Origin of the sequence: Oerskovia sp. NPDC060287, from assembly GCF_042726775.1 — a bacterium.
Lineage (GTDB): Bacteria > Actinomycetota > Actinomycetes > Actinomycetales > Cellulomonadaceae > Oerskovia > Oerskovia merdavium.
The window spans coordinates 1-20,243 of the sequence record NZ_JBHXBO010000063.1; the positions used below are offsets into that span (position 1 = coordinate 1).

15 protein-coding genes are annotated in these 20,243 nt (G+C 72.4%); 8 read left to right on the top strand and 7 right to left on the bottom strand.

The features are described from left to right. The 3 genes from rfbA to ACFWFR_RS07885 all read right to left on the bottom strand — a co-directional run. A partial coding sequence (gene rfbA, locus ACFWFR_RS07875) for a glucose-1-phosphate thymidylyltransferase RfbA (protein ID WP_377622231.1) occupies positions 1-841 on the bottom strand: 841 nt, incomplete at its 3' end. A 27-nt stretch (positions 842-868) separates the two neighbouring features. Beyond that, complete coding sequence (locus ACFWFR_RS07880; protein WP_377622232.1) at positions 869-1,741, bottom strand: glycosyltransferase family 2 protein; 873 nt, start codon at positions 1,739-1,741, stop codon at positions 869-871. Positions 1,742-1,819: 78 nt separating this feature from the next. Continuing rightward, positions 1,820-2,620, bottom strand: coding sequence for a TIGR03089 family protein (locus tag ACFWFR_RS07885; protein ID WP_377622233.1), 801 nt, complete (start codon positions 2,618-2,620; stop codon positions 1,820-1,822). A 154-nt stretch (positions 2,621-2,774) separates the two neighbouring features. Here ACFWFR_RS07885 and ACFWFR_RS07890 point away from each other — a divergent pair, with 154 nt between their 5' ends. The 3 genes from ACFWFR_RS07890 (at position 2,775) to ACFWFR_RS07900 (ending at position 8,432) form a co-directional block, all read left to right on the top strand. Further along, entirely contained in the window at positions 2,775-3,104 is a 330-nt protein-coding gene (locus ACFWFR_RS07890) for a WhiB family transcriptional regulator (RefSeq protein WP_056764226.1), read from the top strand. A gap of 226 nt (positions 3,105-3,330) precedes the next feature. Further along, on the top strand, positions 3,331-6,681 hold the full coding sequence (locus ACFWFR_RS07895) for a glycosyltransferase (protein ID WP_377622235.1): 3,351 nt from the start codon (positions 3,331-3,333) through the stop codon (positions 6,679-6,681). A gap of 5 nt (positions 6,682-6,686) precedes the next feature. After that, positions 6,687-8,432, top strand: a complete 1,746-nt coding sequence (locus ACFWFR_RS07900; RefSeq protein ID WP_377622237.1) for a DUF5719 family protein — start codon at positions 6,687-6,689, stop codon at positions 8,430-8,432. A 2-nt stretch (positions 8,433-8,434) separates the two neighbouring features. On the opposite strand, the gene ACFWFR_RS07905 is transcribed toward ACFWFR_RS07900, so the two are convergent. Continuing rightward, on the bottom strand, positions 8,435-8,995 hold the full coding sequence (locus tag ACFWFR_RS07905) for a metallopeptidase family protein (RefSeq protein ID WP_377622239.1): 561 nt from the start codon (positions 8,993-8,995) through the stop codon (positions 8,435-8,437). A gap of 184 nt (positions 8,996-9,179) precedes the next feature. Here ACFWFR_RS07905 and ACFWFR_RS07910 point away from each other — a divergent pair, with 184 nt between their 5' ends. Together ACFWFR_RS07910 and ACFWFR_RS07915 are read left to right on the top strand one after the other, a co-directional pair. After that, positions 9,180-10,313, top strand: a complete 1,134-nt coding sequence (locus ACFWFR_RS07910) for an acyltransferase family protein (protein ID WP_377622241.1) — start codon at positions 9,180-9,182, stop codon at positions 10,311-10,313. 57 nt (positions 10,314-10,370) lie between these two features. After that, a complete protein-coding gene (locus tag ACFWFR_RS07915; RefSeq protein WP_377622243.1) occupies positions 10,371-10,724 on the top strand; it encodes a DUF3499 domain-containing protein in 354 nt (117 codons plus the stop codon). Between the two features lie 15 nt (positions 10,725-10,739). On the opposite strand, the gene manA is transcribed toward ACFWFR_RS07915, so the two are convergent. Next, positions 10,740-11,954: a mannose-6-phosphate isomerase, class I gene (gene manA / locus ACFWFR_RS07920; protein ID WP_377622245.1), complete on the bottom strand. Its 1,215-nt coding sequence runs from the start codon at positions 11,952-11,954 to the stop codon at positions 10,740-10,742. 175 nt (positions 11,955-12,129) lie between these two features. Then, the gene (locus ACFWFR_RS07925) at positions 12,130-14,298 is read right to left on the bottom strand and encodes a hypothetical protein (RefSeq protein ID WP_377622247.1); all 2,169 of its coding nucleotides are present in this window, start codon (positions 14,296-14,298) and stop codon (positions 12,130-12,132) included. A 233-nt stretch (positions 14,299-14,531) separates the two neighbouring features. Between ACFWFR_RS07925 and ACFWFR_RS07930 the strand changes: the two genes are divergently transcribed. Together ACFWFR_RS07930 and ACFWFR_RS07935 are read left to right on the top strand one after the other, a co-directional pair. After that, positions 14,532-15,986: a phosphomannomutase/phosphoglucomutase gene (locus ACFWFR_RS07930; RefSeq protein ID WP_377622255.1), complete on the top strand. Its 1,455-nt coding sequence runs from the start codon at positions 14,532-14,534 to the stop codon at positions 15,984-15,986. A 7-nt stretch (positions 15,987-15,993) separates the two neighbouring features. Further along, a complete protein-coding gene (locus ACFWFR_RS07935) occupies positions 15,994-16,218 on the top strand; it encodes a Trm112 family protein (protein WP_377622249.1) in 225 nt (74 codons plus the stop codon). A gap of 107 nt (positions 16,219-16,325) precedes the next feature. Here the strand turns inward: ACFWFR_RS07935 and ACFWFR_RS07940 are convergent, their stop codons facing one another. Next, positions 16,326-18,290, bottom strand: a complete 1,965-nt coding sequence (locus ACFWFR_RS07940; protein ID WP_377622251.1) for an O-antigen ligase family protein — start codon at positions 18,288-18,290, stop codon at positions 16,326-16,328. Between the two features lie 231 nt (positions 18,291-18,521). Between ACFWFR_RS07940 and ACFWFR_RS07945 the strand changes: the two genes are divergently transcribed. Then, positions 18,522-20,162: a hypothetical protein gene (locus ACFWFR_RS07945; RefSeq protein ID WP_377622253.1), complete on the top strand. Its 1,641-nt coding sequence runs from the start codon at positions 18,522-18,524 to the stop codon at positions 20,160-20,162. Positions 20,163-20,243 lie beyond the last annotated feature (81 nt).

Genomic DNA, 20,243 nt, shown 5'->3' on the forward strand with positions numbered 1-20,243 from the left:
GGTAGGTGCCGTAGCCCGACTTGACGAGCTTCTCGGCGCGCTCGCGCAGCTCGTCGTCCGTGAGGAAGCCACGACGCCAGGCGACCTCCTCGGGAGCGCCGACCTTGAGGCCCTGGCGGTGCTCGATGGTCTTGACGAAGTCCGACGCCTCGACGAGCGAGTCGAACGTGCCGGTGTCGAGCCACGCGGTCCCTCGCGGGAGGACCTCGACCTGCAGCCTCCCCTGCTCGAGGTAGGTCCGGTTGACGTCGGTGATCTCGTACTCGCCGCGGGCGGAGGGGGCGAGGTCGCGTGCGATGGCCACGACGTCGTTGTCGTAGAAGTACAGGCCCGGGACCGCATAGTTCGACTTGGGTGCTGCGGGCTTCTCCTCGAGCGAGAGCGCCTTGCCCGCCGCGTCGAACTCGACGACGCCGTAGGAGGTGGGGTCCGCGACCCGGTAGGCGAAGACGGCTCCACCGTCGAGGTCCGCATAGCGCGAGAGGGTCGAGCCCATGCCGGGACCGTAGAAGATGTTGTCCCCGAGGACGAGGGCCGCGGACTCGGTGCCGATGAAGTCGGCCCCGAGGACGAATGCCTGGGCGAGGCCGTTGGGCTCGGCCTGGACCGTGTACTCGATCGACACACCGAACTGCGAGCCGTCACCCAGGAGTCGTCGGAACTGGTCCGCGTCGTGCGGGGTCGTGATGATGAGGATGTCTCGGATCCCCGCCAGGATCAGCGTCGAGAGCGGGTAGTAGATCATCGGCTTGTCGTAGACGGGGACGAGCTGCTTGCTGATGCCGAGGGTGATCGGGTGCAGACGAGTGCCGGATCCGCCGGCCAGGATGATTCCACGCATGCGGGCCATTGTGCCGCATGAAGCGGCTCACCCGCGCTGCGCGCTCCTGATCTCGAGCCGTTCACGAACCGCCAGGCCCAGGGCGATCACCCAGCGGAGCGGAGCCTGGTACCAGGAGCTGTACCGACGGTCGAGATAGCGGCGAGCGCTGCGATGGTGTGCGCGGATCATGGGCGCCGGGTCCTTCTTCCAGGAGACGCCCTGCACGTGGGTAACCTCGGCGCTCGGGACGAAGACGTTGGCCCATCCGGCCTGTCCGAGCCGGTCTCCCAGGTCGAGGTCCTCGAAGAACATGAAGTACCCCTCGTCGAAACCCCCGACCTCCTCGAACGCCTCGCGCCTGAGCAGCAGGCAGGCACCCGAGAGCCACCCGGCGGGCCGCTCGGAGGCGTCGCCCGGGTCGTTCGCGCTGCGGTACGCGCGGGAGTAGGGGTTGGTCGGCCACACCTTGCCGAGCAGTGCGTGCCCGACACCGAGCCGGAGCGAGGGGATGGCGCGAGCCGACGGATACTCCTGCCCGTCGGTGTCGAGGAGCTTCGGGCCCAGGGACCCCGCGCGCTCGACCCGGTCTCCGGCCGCGAGGAGCACGTCGAGCGAGCCAGGGGACCAGACCAGGTCCGGGTTCGCCACGACGATCCAGCTCCCCTCCGCGCCGCGGGCACCGAGGTTCGCGGCCCGGCCGTACCCGAGGTTGCCTCCGGACTCGACCAACCGCGTCCCGGGGGCCTGTGCGAGATCGTCGGCGATCTTGCTGGGGCCACCGTTGTTGACGAGGACGAGCTCGGTCGGGCGAGCGGTCGCGGACCGCAGGGACGTCGCGAAATCGAGGAGCTCTTCCCCGGGGTTGTAGATCACGCAGATGACACGAAGGGCGTTCGTTGCGCCGGTAGAGCTGCTCATGATGGCGCACAGCCTATCGACATGTCGGGCGCTCACGAACCACGCGACGTGGTGCCCGCACGGACCCTCTCCCGTGCGTCAGAGCTCCACGCGTTCGCTCGTCCGCAGGCGCTCGAGCCGCGCGGGGTCCTGGGCGAGGACGGTGGTCAGGGCGGGGGAGAGGACGACCACCGAGCCGTCCGAGGCCAGCACCTGCAGGGCGCGACGCAGCAGTCGGGAGGCGTCGCCCTCCTGGACGAGGACGCGTGCCCCGGGGGAGACGTCGTCGCCGAGCCGGGCCGCCCAGGTGACCAGCTCGCCGTGGAGCACGGCTCCCGGCTCGAGCGCGACCGTGGCCAGGTCGACCTCCTCGACCCAGCCGATCTGGTCGCCGTAGGTCATGACGGCCGAGCCCGCATCGATGGCACCGGCGGGCAGGTCGCCGTCGAATCGACGCGCGAGAGCGGGGAGCGGCACGGCGACGACGGGCGCGCGCGTTCCCGTCCAGGCGGCCGGCCGGGACGTCACGACGACGTCGACGTCGCGCGCGAGGTCGAGGAGCGCGGGTTCCGCGGGCTGGTCCTCCGGCCCGACGGCGCCGCTCGCCGGGGCGTCCGGCAGGACGACCAGCGTGGCGCCCGTCCGCCATGCGGCGAGCCCCCAGACAATCGCTCGCCAATGCGGGGGCAGGTCGAGCAGGACCCGTGTGCCCGGGGCTGCGTCGAATTCTTCGACCAGCAGGTTGACGGTTTTGTTGATCCAGTTGTGCAGGACCGCTCCCGAAAGCTCCACCCGCTCACCGTCCTCGCCGTACCACGTGACACGGGGACGCCCAGGGTCTCGGATGATGAGACGTTGCAGGTCAGCGATGTGAGTGACGGGCGTCGAGAGGAGGCTCATGAGCCCCAGCCTAGGGCGCGGTCACCGACACCGCGGGCTCCGTGATTTCACCCACGGGATCTGCTCGATAGCACATTTCGGCTTGACGGACGCGCATGACACGCGTGTAATTTCCCTAATGCAGTTTCCAAAGAACGGCATGAAGGGGCGCATCATGTGGAACGTGCTGGGCGAGGACCAAGGGGCATTCCCCTCGGATGCAGGTCGGACGATCGAGACGGTAGCCCCTGTGCTGCCGCTCTTCGGTCAGGTGGTCGACGACACGCTCATGGGGTGGCAGGAGCGTGCTCTGTGCGCCCAGACGGACCCCGAGGCGTTCTTCCCGGAGAAGGGCGGCTCGACCCGCGAGGCGAAGAAGGTCTGCACGGGGTGCGAGGTGCGGTCCGAGTGCCTCGAGTATGCGCTGGAGCACGACGAGCGGTTCGGCATCTGGGGCGGGCTCTCCGAGCGTGAGCGCCGCAAGCTGAAGCGTCGGGTGGTCTGACCGACCCGCTGCACAGGCAGCAGGGTCCACGCGCCGTCGCGCCGGGGGCTCGGTACCAGGCGCCCCCGGGTCCGCGACCTGCCGGGCCGAGGTCCCACGATCTGCAGCGGGGGCGGGTCATGATGGCGGCAGGATGACTTCTTCAGACACCACCACCGTGACCGGGCCCCTCTCCCAGCCGGGTGCATCGCAGCAGCGTGCACGTGGCGGGTCCACCGATGCCGCGGTGGCAGCAGCGGTCTCGTCCTCCGCGACGGTCACGGTCACCGCCGTGATCGTGACGCAGGGACACACCCGCTTCCTCCCCGAGACCCTCGACGCGGTCAGGGCACAGTCGGTCCCCCCCGACGCGGTGGTCGTCGTCGACGTGGCCACGTCCCGGGCCATGAGCGAGTACCAGGAGCTGCACCTGGGCGGCGCGCGCTTCCTCGCGGCCCCGCACGCACGGTCCTTCGGGCAGGCGATCGACACGGCCCTCGCGTCGCGTGGCGAGGACGCCCCCCCGACCTGGCTGTGGTTGCTCCACGACGACTCCCCGCCCGAGCCGGGCGCCCTGGCAGAGCAGCTGCGCGCGGTCGAGCACTCCGCCACGGTCGCTGTCGCGGGTGCCAAGCAGCGTCGGTGGGACGAGGGCGGCGACGACGACGGTCTGCTCCTCGAGGTCGGCTTCACGATCTCTCCGCTCGGACGTCGGATGACCGGCATCGACGAGCACGAGATCGACCAGGGCCAGCACGACGCCCGGGAGGACGTCCTGGCGGTCGGGCTCGCCGGGGCGCTCGTGCGGACCTCGGTCTGGCTGGAGCTGGGCGGTACCGACCCCGAGTACGGGGTGTTCGGCGACGGCCTCGACCTCTGCCGCCGTGCACGGCTCGCGGGTCATCGGATCGTCGTCGTGCCTCGGGCGGTCGTGCGCCACGCGCAGGCCTCGCTCCTGGGCCTCCGGCAGGAGGACCAGCGCGACGACGACCAGGAGGCCCCCGCCCCCGACGTCGATGCGTCCTACGGCGCACGACGACGGAGCCTCCTGCACCAGCGGCTCGTGAGCGTCTCCGCTCCGATGCTCCTGCCGGCGGCTCTCGCGATGATCGTCTGGGCCCCCTTCCAGGCCATGTACCGTCTCGCGGTCAAGCGGCCCGGACAGGCTCGGGACGAGCTCCTCGCGCCCTTGTGGGCGGTCTTCCGCTTCCGGGCGCTCGCCCGGTCCCGCGGCAGGATCCGTCGCACGAGCGTCCTCCCGCGTCGCGCGCTGGCGCCCCTGCAGGGGACCTGGCGGGACGTGCTCGGGGAGCGCCGCGACCATCGCCTCGCGCACGCCGAGCTGAGCAGGACGGTCGAGGCACCGACCGACCTCGAACGTGCCGAGCTGCGGGCCCTGGCCCGTCGTCGACGGGCGATGCTCACGGTGGTCGTCGTCGCCCTGCTCGGCGTGACCGCCGCCGTGTTCGGCCCGCTCCTGTCCGCGCTCGGGGCCGGGGGCCGGTTCGTCGGGGGAGCGCTCCTGCCCGCGCAGGGTCGTCTCGTCGAGGCCTGGCAGGCCGCGACCGGTGGTTGGATCGCGGAGGGCTTGGGGGCCGCGGCTCCCGCCGACCCGTTCACGACCCTCCTGCTGTCGGCCTCGATCCTCGGCGGGGGCGTCGCGCAGCCTGTGATCGGCGTGCTGGTCGTCACCTCGTTGCTCGCCGCGGGCCTCGGAGCATGGTTCGCCGCAGGGGGAGTCACCCGCTCGATCTGGTTGCGGGCCTGGGCGACCGTGGTCTGGGTCGCGGCGCCCTCGCTCGTGATCGCGCTGGGCGACGGCAGGCTGGGCGCCCTCGTCGCCCACGCCGCTCTTCCGTGGGTGGCGCTCGGGGTCCTGCGGGCGCTCGGCGTCCAGGCCCGCGACGAGGTCGCGCCCGCACTGGTGGCCACCTCCGTGGTCGAGGCGGGGCCGGCGGCGACCGCCCCTCGCGTCGTCCGCACTGCGCGGCGCAGGCGCCAGGGGTCCATCGGGGCGGCCGCCGCGGCGGGCCTCGCGCTGTTCGTCGCGGTGTGCGGGGCACCCGTCCTGCTCCTGGTCGCGGCCCTCGCGCTGACCGTCGTCGCGGTGGCCGCCACGGAGCACCGCAGGTACCTCGTGCTGGTGCTCCTCCCCTCGATCGTCCTGCTCGCGCCCTTCTGGGGGCGGGTCGTCACGACCTGGGACGACGGTGGCTGGCGGCTCCTGTTCGCGGACCCGGGGGTCCCCGTGCAGGCGGTGGCCGCACCCGCCTGGCAGCAGCTCCTCGGGCAGCCCGTCGAGCCCGCCGCCTGGTTCGGTCTGGACGTGGGCACTCTGGGCGAGGCCGCCCGCTGGGCGCCGCTCGCGTCCGGCGCGCTCGTCGCGGTCCTCGCGTTCGTGGCGTTGTTCCGTCGGCGCGGAGCAGCGGTCGCGGGCGCCTGGTTCGTCGCTGCGATCGGCCTCGCGACGGCCGTCCTGGCGGGCTCCGTCGAGGTCGCGGTCGGCGAGGACGGTGCGGTCACGGGTTGGCCCGGGGTCGGGGTCTCGGTGGTCCTCCTGGCGCTCCTGGGGGCTGCGCTGCTCGGCGCTCCGGCCCTGCGACGCCCGGTCCGCCCGGCCGCCACCGAGGTCCGGCGGGAACGCACCCGCGCCGGGTGGCGGGCCTGCGCGGTCGGGCTGCTGGCACTCGTCGCGCTCGTCCTCCCTGCGGCCTCGCTCGCCTCGTGGGCGCTCTCGGCGACCGAGCAGGACGGCGCGGTGGGCGACCTGACCGTCACGACCGAGCCCGTCGTGCCCAAGGTGGGCCAGCAGATGCAGGACTCCGACCGCGAGGTGCGCGTGCTCTCGATCGAGCTGGGGCCCGGTGGGGTGCTCGAGTACGCGCTGCTCCGGGGCGACGGGCCGCAGATGATCGACTCCTCGAGCGCCGTCCGCGCCCGGTCCATGGAGGACCCGTCGTTCACGCAGGGGCCCGTCCCGGGCCTCGTCGCCGCGATGGCCTCCGGGAGCTCGGCCGACGCCGCGACCGGGCTCGCCGACCTGGCCGTCGGTGCGGTCCTGATCCCGGCCGAGCCGGCCCCCGACCCGACGACCGCTCGCGAGCGCGCCGAGCTCGTCGCACGCCTCGACATGGTGCCGGGGCTCGAACGGGTGACCGAGGGGCAGTCGGGCGTCCTGTGGCGCGTCGCGCCGGGTCCGGCCGAGACCGACGCGCCCGCCTGGGCACGCGTCGTCGAACGCCTCCCCGTGACCCCCGCGGCAGGCGACGGGCCGACCGGTCCGGTCACCGTGGAGAGTCTCCTCCCGACCGACGACAAGACCGTGGCGACCCGGGTCGAGCCCGGGGCGCAGACGCGCGCCGTGGTGCTCGCCGAGACGGCAGACCTCGGGTGGTCGGCGACGCTCGACGGCCGACCGCTCCAGCGCGCCGAGGTCGAGGGGCGCCAGGCGTTCCTGCTGGGTCCCGACGGCGGGTTCCTGAACGTCGAGCACGCCCCCGCGCACCGGATCCCGTGGCTCGTCGCCGCCGGGGTCACCCTGTTGATCTTCGTGCTCCTGGCCGTGCCGGTGGGACGTCGTCGGACCGGAACGAGGTAGTACCCGTGACCACCAGACGCTCGCGCCCGCGCGCGACCCTGCGCAGGGCCGCGACCATCTCCACAGGCCTCGTGGCCGTCGCGCTCACCGGGGTCGTCGCCGCCGTCGGCGTCCCGGTGGGCTGGGGCGCCGCGCCGGGCGCGGTCTCGACCGACGTCGAGCAGATCGAGGCGTCGACGCCCGAGCGCGTGCTCGTGTGCCCCGCACCCGTGCGTCTCGCGGACACGGCGCAGGTGGGCGACGCGCAGTTCAGCGCGGCTCCCGTCGAGACCGCGACGGCGCTGCGGGCGGCCGTGGTCGGCGGCGCGGGAGCAGGCACGGCGAACCCGGGGGACACGCCCGTGAACCTCACAGGCCTCGACGCGCTCGACGCCTCGCCGCTCGAGGAGGGCGACGGCGCCACGACCGTCTCGCTGGCCGACGTGACGGACAGCGAGGTGCTGCGCGTCGGTGCCGGCACACCGGTCGACACCCGGGTCGCGGCGTCCGTGGGCTCGGTGACGACCGCCGGAGACCTGCGCGGTCTCGCGGCGGCGAGCTGCGCGGTTCCCGACATCAGCCAGTGGCTCGTCGGGGGGAGCACCGAGGTCGGCAGCAGCGCCCAGCTCGTGCTCCAGAACCCCGGACGCACGCCCGCCACCGTGCGGTTGAGCGTCTGGGGGCCGGGCGGTCCCGTGGTCCTCAGCGGGGGTGGTCAGTACCTCGTCCCACCCGGCGCGGAGGTCGTGACCCTCGTCGAGGCGGTCGCGCCCGAGCAGCGCCGCCTGGCCGTGCACGTCGAGTCCACCGGTGGCACGGTCGCCGCCTACCTGCAGCACAGCACGCTCGACGGCCTGGTTCCGGTCGGGGTCGACTTCGTGGTCCCCGGGGCCGAACCGACCACGGCTCTCGCGCTCGGCGTCACGAGCGCCGGCGAGTCCGTCGAGGACCCCTGGGCGCCCCAGCTGCGCCTGCTCGTCCCAGGGGCCGAGGCAGGAAGCGCGACAGTGACGGTCTACGGTGCCGACGGCCGGGTGCGGTTGCGAGGAGGCGAGGAGCAGACCCTCGCCCCCGGCGCGGTCACGGACGTGTCTCTCGGTGGGTTGCCGGCAGGGGGGTACACCGTCACGGTGGACTCGACCGTGCCGGTCGTGGCGGGCGCCTTCCAGGCGCGTGCCGGGGACCCGGTCGCCGACTCGCTCGACGGCACTCAGCAGGTCGACCGCGCGTGGGTCGCGGCGACCGCTCTCGACCCGGCCCCGGTCGGCGAGGAGTCGTCGGTCGCGGGGTCCGCCGACGGGGCGACGGAGCCCGCCTCGGCCCGGACGACCGACCGTGGCACGGTCACGCTCGTCCCGGGCACCAGCAGCGTCGTGCGCGTCGGTGCCGTGCCCTCAGCACGTGGCGAGGACGCTGCACCCACCGGGACGTTCACCGGGACGCTGCGAGCCTACGGGGCCGACGGCGTCCTGCTCGGCGAGACCGGTCTCGCGGTCGAGGCCGGGACGACCGTGAGCCTCGACGCGCTCGAGATCGGCGGCGGGAACGAGCCCGCGGTCCTCACGCTCGACGCGAGCGAGACGTCGGGGCGGTCCGGCCAGGACCGACCGACCCCGGTGTGGTCGGTGCTCGCGAGCGCGGGGTCCCCTGCGTCCGGTGCGGCCGAGGGAGCACCCGGGTCGTTGGTGTCGGTGCTCGTCCCGGTGCCGCCCGCGTCGAGCCAGGGCACGGTCGCGGTCCGCGCCACGAGCACCGCAGGTCTGTCCGACTGACCTCAGTGCCCGCCCTGGTACCGCGGGTCGATCTCCTCGGGGGTGCGTGCGAGCATGTGCGCGACCTGCTCCACGACGACGTCTCGCACCAGGTCCGCAGTGTCGTCGTCGTCGAACGCCCGGGACTCGACAGGGCGTCGGTAGACGACGATCCGGGCCGGCTGCCCCGAGTCGGCGGGGAAGTACCGGCCGAGCGGGACCCCGGCGTCCTCCCAGGGCGCGGGGTCGGAGGGCGGGACGTCCTCGACCGCGAACTCGGTGCCGTGCAGCTGCTTGGACCAGCTGCGCTCGAGCAGGGCGATCGTGGCGATCACGTGGGCGTCGAACTTCTCGCCGCGCGTGCGGTTGGCGGGCGCCGACGGAGGGAGCAGAGGACCCCTGATCCCGCGGCCTCGCCGGTCGCGGCGGCGCGGGTGCGGGCCGGAGTCGTTGAGGTCCGGTCCGCGGGCCGGGATGCGCAGCGACGCAACGAGCGGCGCGGGTGCGTCGGTCGCCGCGCGCTCGGGGCGTCGACGGCGGCCGTGCGGGGTGGGGGAGGGGGAGGACGACGGTTGACCGGGCACGTCTCCGAGCCTAGAGGAACGCGGAGCCGGGTGCCCTCCGGTCGCGCGAGGCGACGGCCCGGCCGTCCGGCTGCCCCTGTCTGTGCGTCACCTGAGGCCTCCCTGTGGCTGCGCTAGACTCACCGGGCCCACCTGGGGCGAGGGGAGACCGCCGCCCGTGAGAACGATCGAGTATGAGGATTCCTTGAGCGCTGCAACTCCTCTGGAGCACCCCGCGTGGCGGCAACAGCACCTGCAGTCGACGCTGAAGGGGGCTCGGGGGCTCGACCCGCGTGACAACAGCCTCAACCTGATCCGACTCCTCCTCGCGTCGGCAGTCCTCGTCTCTCACTCCTTTCCCTTGGCGGGGCTGCCCGAGCCGACGTTCGCCGGGACGACGCTGGGTGGCTGGGCCGTCATCGGGTTCTTCTCCATCAGTGGATACCTCATCACGGGGAGCAGGTGGCGAACGCCGTTCGGGTCCTATCTCGTGCACCGGATACTGCGCATCTTCCCGGCGTTCCTGGTGTGCCTGGTCGTGACGGCCTTCGCCTTCGCGCCCGTGGCGTTCTTCGTCGAGCGCGGGACCCTGGACGGCTTCCTGGCGACGCCGAACACGCCCGTCAGCTACGTGCTGGTGAACTCGTCGCTCCGGATGGTCGACTACTCGATCGCGGGCACGCTGGGCGGGGTGCCTCTCCCGTCGGCATGGAACGGCTCGCTCTGGACCCTGTACTACGAGTTCCTCTGCTACCTGATCATCGGTGTGCTGGCATCGTTCGCCCTGTTCCGGCGCGGACCGTGGGGAATCGTCGTCGCCTTCGTGCTCAGCGTGGCTCTGCACGCCTGGATCGGCCAGGTGGTGGCGCACGTCGGTGGAGGGGCCGACCTGATCTTCCTCGCGAAGCTCCTCCCGTACTTCCTCGGAGGGGCGTTGCTCTTCGTCGTGAGGGAGCGCATCCCCCTGGTCTGGCCGGTGGCGCTGGTCTCCGCGACGGTGACCGTGGTGTGCGTCCTGCTCTGGAACAGCTGGGGAGGGCAGCTCGCTGCACCGTTCTTCGCGGTGGTCCTGCTGTGGCTGGGCCGCGTCGTCCCGTCGCCCGGATGGTTTCAGCGTCACGACGTCTCCTACGGGACCTACGTCTACGCGTTCCCCGTCCAGCAGCTCCTGGCGCTGGCGGGGATCCACCACCTCGGGCAGATCGTGTACATCGCCGCGGCGATCGTACCGACGGCCGTCCTGGCGACGCTCAGCTGGTTCCTCGTCGAACGGCCCGTGATGCGCCGGGCCCGTGGGCGAAAGCCGAACGCCGGCGACATCGCCGCCGTGCGTGCCTGAGGACGGAACTGGCGTGTGCACGCCACGCATCCGCGCTGGAAGGCGTAGTGTCAGCGCGTGAGATCCGTCAGACAGTGTTCGCGCACCGCGTGCAACCGCGCGTCGGTGGCGACCCTCACCTACGTCTACGCAGACTCGACCGCCGTGCTCGGCCCGTTGGCGCACATGGCCGAGCCCCACAGCTACGACCTCTGCGCGGAGCATGCCGAGCGCCTCACGGCCCCCCGGGGGTGGGAGGTCGTACGACTGGCTCAGCACTTCGTCGAGACCGGCCCCAGCGCCGACGACCTGTCCGCGCTCGCCGAGGCCGTCCGCGAGGCCGGGCGCACGCGCCGGGGTGCGGAGCCTGACGACGTCACCGAGGTCGGGCGGCGAGGCCACCTGCGGGTGCTGCGCGCCGAGGGTGACTGACGCCACCCCTACCTGTCAGGGGACGTAGGCGCAGACGATCTGACCCGTTCCGGAGACGGTCAGCGCCCCCGAGGCATGAGGCACGAAGATCGACTGCCCCCTGATGATCCTCTCCTCGCCCGTGTCGCAGGTCACCTGGAGGTCGCCGTCGAGGCACAGGACGATTCGGGGCCCTTCGGTCGGGAGCTCGACAGGTCGGAGCACGGTCGGCTCGGCCATCACGAGAGCGAACTCGGGTACGGGGGCCCGATAGGTCCTGATCTCTCCCTGCGCGCCCGAGACGGTGATCTGCGGCGCCGCCGGAGGGCGGGCCTCGAAGGACGTGCACTGCATGAGAGCGTCGAGATCCATGCGCTTGCTCGTGAGCCCCGCTCGGACGACGTTGTCCGAGCTGGCCATGACCTCGATGCAGAACCCCGAGAGGTAGGCGTGGATCTCTCCGGCCGGGACGAAGATGGACTCACCGGGGTCGAGCGTCACCCGGTTCAGCATGAGCGACGAGATCGCTCCAGGGTCCCCGGGGTGCTGCTCGGAGAGCGCAAGGGCGGTCGAGTCCGCGCGTGACCACGACGATCCGTTCTCCACCCGTTCCCGGATGTCCGCCGTGGTCCTCTCCAGGTCGGCGCTCAGCCCAGGGTCGTGACGGGCCGAGAGGCTGTGCTCGAAGGCCGTCCGAAGACCGAGCGGGCTCGGGTCGGACCGCAAGGAGCTCCGGATGCTCGTGACGAGGTCGCCGTTGAGCCCGTCGAGGAGGTCGAGGATCACGCGCGGCTGCCGGAAACCGGCCAGGCCGTCGAACTGGGTGAGGGCGACGACCATCTCCGGCTTGTGCTGGTCGTCGTGGAAGGTCCGTTCCGGAGAGGAGCGCGGCAGGCCCGCGACGTTCTCACGGTTGAACCCGGCACGGGCGACGTGCGGCTTGGGATGGACCTGGAGCGACAACGCGCGCTGCGCCGCCAACGCCTTGAGCAGGAAGGGGAGCCGGGGGCCGAAGGCCTCGACGGTGCGTCGCCCGAGCAGGACGTCCGGGTACTGGTGGATCAGCGTGTCGAGGGGGACGGTGCCGTCGGCGGTCGACACGGTCGACGGCGCGCTGCCGTGCGCGCCGAGCCAGAGCTCTGCGGCCGGCCGGCCGTCCGGCTCCACCCCCAGCAGCCCGGGGATCGCGGTCGGAGAACCCCAGTCGTAGTGCTGAACCGTGTTCTCGAGGTGCCTGGGACGATCGATCATGTAGTTCTGCTCAGCCGTTCGTTCTGGGAAGCCCCGGTCGTCGCGCCTTCGATCGTCGTCGACGAACTCGGCGGGTGGGGATCGAGCAAGGATAGGTGGTGGGCCGGAGGAATTCCAGGGACGAGGGGGTGTGTCCCGACCGGCCGGTGTCGAGGGGTGCGTGACGGCCCTGCTGCTATGCGGGAGACGCCACGACGTCGACGGTTCTGAACCCGGAACCCTCGGCCCTGCCGTCTGCACCGACGTCGACCTGGAGCGTCTCGACGCTCTCGGTCCCGAGGTCGATGACGAGGGTCACCAGGCCGTCCGTCACAGGCGCCGAGACCGATGTCGCAGCCCCCACGGCGTCGACCCGGACGGTCGAGACGCTTGGGTCGTCGACCGCGATCGTGAGCGCGACCGGGCCCGACGAACCAGGGCTCCGGACGACGAGGAGCTTCCCGAGGTCCGGGCCGACCATCGACTCGACTCCGACTGCACCGGGCAGCCAGGCCACGGTGTCCTGCGGGACGACGACCACGGTGCCGCCGGCGTCGATGTCGACCAGCGAGAAGCGCTCGTTCTGGCGGACCACTGCCTGGGGTGGGGCATCGAAGGTCGCCCCGGGCCCGATCAGCGCCCAGCGGTCGACCTCACCGGCCCAGTAGCGGATGACACCGAGGTAGTCGGGGCGGAGCGTGGGGTAGGAGACGGCCTTCTCGGAGCGCAGGCTGTGCGCCGTCCAGAGCTGGGGGACGAAGTCGGGGACGAAGACGGACACGTCGCTGCCGCGTGCTCCGCCTACCGCGTCGACCCATCCCGCGGCCTCGGTGTAGGTCTCGTCGAAGTGCCGCGACTCCGAGACGGTCCTGTCGATGCTCCGGAGGGCCGTGCGCAGGTTGGCCCCTGCCGCGACGACGACAGTGACGGCGAGCGCCGCAGTCAGGGTGCGCTGGACGACCGTCCAGCTCGGTCGGATCCTGAGCCTCGCGATCCGGTGCAGCCTCGAGACCAGGGCGTCCCATCCGGCCACGACCACGAGCGTGAGGAGAGGGGCGTAGAGAAAGACGGTCCGCATCTGCGTGTAGCCGTGGTGGCCCGCAGTCAGGTGCGCGATGTAGCCGATCCCGACGGTGATCAGGACGAACCACGGCACCCGGTGCCGGCTGAGCAGCAGCGCGAGCACGATCCCGAGGACCGCGAGCGTCGCCAGGACCATCGTGATCCGGCTCGGGAACAGCGGGCCACCCACCGGCGACGTCCCGACGATCCGACTGATCGCGGCATAGGGTCCGTCGCTGAAGAAGGGCGACCCCATCCCGTCTCCGTCACGCCTGATCAGCAGCGTTCCGAGACCGCTCCACCAGGCGACGGGCGCGATCAGCACCGCGAGACCGACGAGCTGGAGCGCGCGGAGGAGGGAGCGAGGGATCTCGCGCGGGCGCCTGACCAGTGCGGCCGCGAGCAACGGTGGGGCGACGAAGAGCGCGTACTCGGTGTAGACGGCTGCGAGTGCCGCGACGGCGAGCGAGGCGGGCCAGAGCGCTGTCCGGCGCTCCAGCGCGGCCAGTCCGACACAGATCGAGAAGATCGCCAGCGATGCACCGAGGAGCGAGTCCAGGTTCTGGGCGTACACCTGGTAGACGAGCAGCGACGCCGTAGACGTCAGGGCGGAGAGAGCCACGGCGAACCCGTGGCGGAGCCCGATCAGGCGGGCGCCGACGAACGCGGTCGGTGCCGAGATCAGCACCCAGAGCGCAGCGACGATCATGACGTTCTCCACAGGAGCCTGTCCCGTCGCGACGCTCAGGGCCGAGTGGACCAGGGGCTGGCCGAACCGGAGGGGCAGGTCGAGGCTGGCTCGCATCGGGGTGTCCGCGGGGGAGGCGTTCCCTGCGCCCGGTACGTCACCCATCTCCGGGCCGGGGGTCACCGACTGCTCGTCGAGCCACGCGGACTCCGCCACGAAGTAGAAGACGTCATGATTGCCCGTGGACATGATCGCTGCGCCGTCCCCGACCCAGAGGCTGGGGACGAGGGCGACGGCCGTTCCGGCCAGCCCGACCAGCAACGTCACCGAGAGCCACGCGAGGGCAGGAGCCCCTGTGCGGCCCGGGCGGTTTCCTCGGCGCACGCCGACGACGACGAGGGCCAGGGCGACGCCCAGGGTGATCACCAGACCCCAGGTCGTCGGCATCACTCGCGAGGTCGTGGACAGGACCGTCGCGAGGAGGGCAGCGCCGAGCACCGGGGTGGCGGGGAACAGCAGAGCCTGTTGCTCCTGCTTCAGCGGCGCGATGACCGACCACCCGAGCGCGACCAGGACCACGAGCATCGCGATCCCGAGAACTATGTCCGCGATCATCGTCGCTGCCCACCACCGGCCGCCGAGGGGTCTCTCCGCGAGCGTGGTCGGAGTGACGGCGTGTCTGCGTGGTTCAGTGGTGGCTCCTGGATGCTGAGGGCAGTTCGTGGGCCGGAGGGCGACCGTACTCTAGCGGACCGTCGCGGGGCGGGTCGTCCGCGCCGATCGATGGATCTGCGGTGCTCGTCCGCCGAGCAACTCTCCGCACCGATACGCTGTCGTCCGTGACGAGCATCGACCTGACCCAGCTGATCAAGGCCTACGACGTCCGAGGTACCGTCCCGGACCAGTTCAACCCCCAGGTGGCACGAGCGATCGGCGCTGCGTTCGCGCGCGTCGTCGTGCTGCCCGAGGCGAGCCCCGGTGAGGCGGACGCCCGCCCGCGCGTCGCCGTCGGGCGGGACATGCGCGACAGCGGACCCGAGCTCGTCGACGCGTTCGCGCAGGGCCTTGCCGACGCGGGCGTGGACGTGATCCGGATCGGGCTGTGCTCGACCGACGGGCTGTACTACGCGTCGGGGGCTCTGGACGTCCCGGGCGCCATGTTCACGGCCTCGCACAACCCCGCCGTCTACAACGGCATCAAGCTGTGCCGTGCCGGCGCGCGCCCCGTCGGGCAGGACTCGGGTCTGGTCGCGGTGCGCGAGCTCGCCCAGGAGTACCTCGACGGCGAGCTGCCCGCCCCGGTGGAGGAGCGGGGAGAGATCACCGACCGCGACATGCTCGCGGACTATGCGGCGTTCCTGCGCTCGCTCGTGGACCTGCGCGGCATCCGCCCGCTCAAGGTCGTCGTCGACGCGGGCAACGGCATGGGCGGCTACACCGCTCCCGCGGTCCTCGGGACCGCGGCCGGCCTCGAGGCGCTGCCGCTCGACGTCGTGCCCCTGTACTTCGAGCTCGACGGCTCGTTCCCGAACCACGAGGCCAACCCGCTCGACCCCAAGAACCTGGTGGACCTGCAGGCCGCGGTCGTCGAGCACGACGCGGACCTGGGCCTCGCGTTCGACGGCGACGCCGACCGCTGCTTCGTGATCGACGAGCACGGCGACCCCGTGTCGCCGTCCGCGATCACGGCGCTGGTCGGGCTGCGCGAGGTCGAGCGCGAGAAGGCCGCCGGGCGGGTCCCGACGATCATCCACAACCTCATCACCTCGCGCGCGGTCCCGGACTTCATGTCCGCGGCAGGCGCGAAGGTCGTGCGGACGCGTGTGGGCCACTCCTTCATCAAGGCGCAGATGGCCGACAACGACGCGGTGTTCGGCGGCGAGCACAGCGCTCACTACTACTTCCGCGACTTCTTCTTCGCCGACACGGGCATGCTCGCGGCGATGCACGTGCTCGCGGCCCTCGGCGGGCAGGAGCACCCGCTCTCGGTGCTCGGCGAGGTCTACGAGCCGTACACCTCGAGCGGTGAGATCAACTCCGAGGTGGCCGACGTCCCCGCCGCGCGGGCTCGCGTCGTCGAGGCGTACGTGACCGAGGAGGGAGCGGGGCCGGTCGTGGTCGACGAGCTCGACGGCCTCACGGTCTCTCACTGGGACTCCCACCCGCAGTGGTGGTTCAACCTCCGTGCGTCCAACACCGAGCCGCTGCTGCGGCTCAACGTCGAGGCCGCCGACGAGGACATCATGGAGAAGGTGCGTGACGACGTCCTGTCGCTCGTGCGCGCCGCCGAGAACGAGAGCTGAGGCGAGCATGAGCAAGGACACGACGGCGGGCACCCCCTCAGGTGGGTCCGTCACCCTCGACGCGTGGGTCAGGGAGGCGCTGCGCTGCCCCGTGACCGGAGCGACGCTCGTCGACGGCACGAGCCCCGACGGGAGCCCCGAGCTCCACTCGACCGACTCCGAACGTCCGCTCGCCTATCCGGTCCGTGACGGGATCCCCGTGCTGCTGGAGGGTGACGCGCGGGCTCTGTAGGCCCCGGCGACCACGGAGTCGCACCGGACGCCGCGCGGGGCCGGCCCTGCGAGGGGCCAGCCCCTCGTGTGCGACCGGCCGGACTCGTCAGCGGAGTCCCGGCGGCGTCACGGGTCAGCCGTGCGACCCCAGACGGACTCGACCACCGCGAGGTTCTGCCGTGCGAGGTCCGCCGTGAGCGGGCTCCGGGCCGCGACCGTCAGATGGGTGCGAGCGAGCGTGAGGTCACCGGCCCGCGCGGCGACGATGCCCCGCAGCAGCCGTGCCCGGGGATCCTCTGCGTGCTCGAGCACCTCGTCCAGCAGCGGAGCGGCAGCCATGTCGTCGCCCAGCGCGAGGTGCCCGAGCGCGAGCGAGAGGCGCGCCTCGGTCGATGAGGGGTGGCGCTCGAGCGTGCGCCCGGCCCACTCGACGGTGGCCCGCGCCGACGGGGCGTGCCCTGCCTCGGCTCCGGCCGCGAAGGTCTGTGCCGCGATCAGCGGGACGTCGCCGTCCCACGGCCGCAACGCCTGGGCGCGCTCGAACCAGGAATCGGACGCCGCGACGTCTCCGGTCGACGCTGCCGTCACCGCACGCGCGAGCGGAACCTCCGCGGCGGCCCCCAGCAAGAGCCCGAGGCAGAGAACGGCGCCGAGTGTCGTCGCGCCCCGGCGGATCCACCGGGCACCGTGCCGGTCGCCGTCCGGGACTCCCGGGTCCTGCCCGGGAACGGCCAGGAGGGCGCCGGCCGCGACCCCCGCGAGGACCACCGTGCTCACCGTCGTGAAGTGCGTCGTCAGCGCAGCCGCGGTACCGGCGAGCGCAGCCGAGGCCCCGAGGACCAGGAGGCGGCGCGCGCCCTGGTCCGTGCTCGCTCCTGCGACCATCTGGGCGTTCACCTGGCGCACCCTGCGCAGCCCCACGACCACGACGGTGGCGCACAGCGCGAGCGCGCACACGAGCAGGGGGAGCCCGCCCGCGGCAGCGGCCTGCAAGGGCCAGGAGTGGGGGGAGTCGAGGACCGACGACGGGGCCGCGGACCCCGAGGCGTGCGCCGAACGGAAGGCCGGGTAGGCGTCGACGAGTCCGCTCGGCCCTGCCCCCAGGAGGGGACGCTCCGCGACCATGGCCACCACCGAGGCCCAGAGGTCGGCTCGCCCGGTGACCGTCGCGGCGGCCAGCGGGTCCTGGCCGGTCAGCCGGTCGCGAGAGGCAGGCAGGAGGAAGGCGCCGAGCAGCGCAAGCCCCGCGACGGCAAGCGTCGCCAGTGCGCTCGCCGCGCGCTGGCAACGCGGCGGGCCCGCGGTGCGAGGGGCCCCTCGCCAGGACACGGCCGGCAGGACGATGCAGACGACCACCGTGCCGAGCAGGGCCGCCCGCGACCCTGACGTGACCACGACTGCCAAGGCGCAGGCAACACCGAGGACCGGGGGCAGGGCCTCCCGGGAGAGGGACGGCCTCGCGCCTCGCGAGATCCCGGAGACGGCGAAGGGAAGGAGGAGCGCGACCAGGAGCATCCCGCTGACGCCCTGGTCGGTCGCGTTGCCCAGCGATGCTCCGGGCCTGGAGACGTCTCCGCCCAACGGGCGCAGACCCGTCGCCTCGACGACGCACACGATCGCGAGCAGGACCGCGACCGCGGTGAGCGCTCGGACCCAGGACCTGACCGCTCGGGCCGTGACGCCCGGCCCGAGCAGGCGCGCCCCTGCCCACACGGCGCCCACGTACACCGGCAGGGCGACCAGGCCCTCGTAGCGCGGCCAACGACCGAGGAGCTGGGCGATCGGGGCGCTGGAGGCCAGCGCGGCGACCAGCATCCATGCGGCTCCCAGGCAGAGCAGGACGACGACGGAGCGCGGGAGGACACCTCGGCGGAGGGCCGGGACGGACGCCAGGACCGCGCACGCCGCGACCGCGAGCTTGGGGAGCGTGAACCGGTCGAGGCCACCCGGCAGGAGGACGAGAGGGACGCCGGCCAGCAGAACGAGTGCGAGACGGCCGTCCTGCAGGGCGTCCGGCACGCTGCGGCGCGCGGGGGAAGCGCTCGTCGGGGCGTGAGAGACGTCCGCAGGGACCAGGGTGGGAAAGGGCACGGGACGAGACTAGGGGCCGTCGGCAAGCGCGACGTCCCCGACGAACGGCACAAAGCGATGCAAAAGGATTTGTTCGGGCGTCAGCCCTCCTGCACACTGTGCTCGTCCGCCCGCACCGGTGCGCGGCGGACCTGATCGAACGGAGCGCAGATGCCCCTTCCCTCGAGGTCCCGACAGGTCGAGCACGACCCTCGCCGGAGACCACTCGCTCGACGAACGGCTCTCAGGAGCATGGCTGCGGCCATGGCGCTCGCGGTCCTCCTGCCGACCGCTGCGACCGCGTCCACCGCGGCGAACCCCGTGGATCCCCCGCCCGCCCGGACCACGGCCGGTGTGGCACGGTCGACGATCCAGGGCTCGGTGCTGGACGCCGCCGGAAACCCGGCCACGGGCGTGACCGTCGCGGCAAGCGCTCCGGGTGAGCACTCGGTCGCGCTCGTCGGCGACGACGGGAGCTTCGTGATCGACGTGGTCGACGCGGACACCGACCACGTGCTCTATCTCGCTGGGCTGCCCGGCATCTACACGCCGATGTATCTGACCTTCGCGAGCGGGGTGTGGACGACCCAGGGGGACGCCTCCGCTGCCACCCCTGTGCGTGGAGGTTCCTCGGCGATCGACGTCCGGCTCGCCCCTGCACCACGGATCAGCGGGACGCTTCGTGACAGCGACGGGGTCGCGATCGACGGCCAATGGGTACAGCTCCAGACCGAGACGGGGGACTGGGCCGGATCCACGCTCGTCAAGGAAGGTGGAGCCTTCTCGTTCGACGGACTGGGGCCCGCGCGCACGTACGTTCTCTGGGTCGAGGGCTACGGCGACCCCCGATTCATCAGCGGCTATGTCCGGATCTCCGACGACGGCTCTGCCTCGTTGGTCCGTGACCGCGCGGAGGCGTCACCCGTCCTGACCGGCACGCTGGGCCTCGAGGTGACGGTGGGCAGGACCGGAGGGTTCTCCGGCGTCGTGACCGGCACGAGCAGCGACCAGGAGCTCCTCTCGCTCACGCTCCATGCCTCGGACGGAACGACGGTCGGCTGGCCGCAGGGTGAGCGGCCCGGCGCTGACGGACGGTTCGCGCTCTACAGCGCGCCGGGCACGTACCGGATCGGCGTCAACCGGCAGAGCGGCATCTCCCGGTACGCCGCGACGTACTTCTCGGCAACCAAGGCCCAGGGTGTCTCGACGGTCGCCGAGGCCTCGCCCGTCTTGCTGACCGCCGGTGAGATCACGCCGGGCGTCGACGTCGAGCTGCGCGAGTGCGCCTCGGTGAGCGGGAAGGTCACGGGGTGGGTTCCGCCGTATGCGATGGTCACCGTCTACGACGACGAGAACCCTGACGTCGCGACGCGCCAGGCGATCGTCCAGCCCGACGGGACCTACACGGTCACGGGGCTGGTACCGGCTCGCTACCACATGGCCCTCGACTACTTCGCAGACTCGGAGTCCGGGACGCGCGGCAAGGTGTTCCTCGGAGGCGGTGCGACGGAGCCCGAGCGCACGCGCCTCGACGTCGCCCGCTGCGCACCCGTCAAGGGTGTGAACATCAAGGTCACGGTGCCTCGCCTCGAGGTCACCGAGGCGCCGGTCGTCTCGGGCGTGCCGGTCGTGGGCGCGGAGCTGGCCGCGACGTCGGGCACGTGGACCCTCCCGGGCGCTCTCGCGCCGTCCGAGCCCACGAACGTCCAGTACCGGTGGCTGCGCGACGGCAAGGTCGTCAAGGGGGCCACGAGCGCCACCTACCAGCCTGTCCGAGCAGACATCGGCAAGAGTCTCTCGGTCCGGGTGACCGCCGAGCTGACGGGGTTCCGCAAGGGCAGCACCACGTCCGGGGGCACCGCTCCGGTCGTCGCGGCGGCACCAGGGAGCTGATGCACGGTCGTCGCTGCGCCGAGGCGTGAACGCGCGTCGTGGACGGAGCGAACGCGGCAGGCCGGCACCCCACGGGGGTGC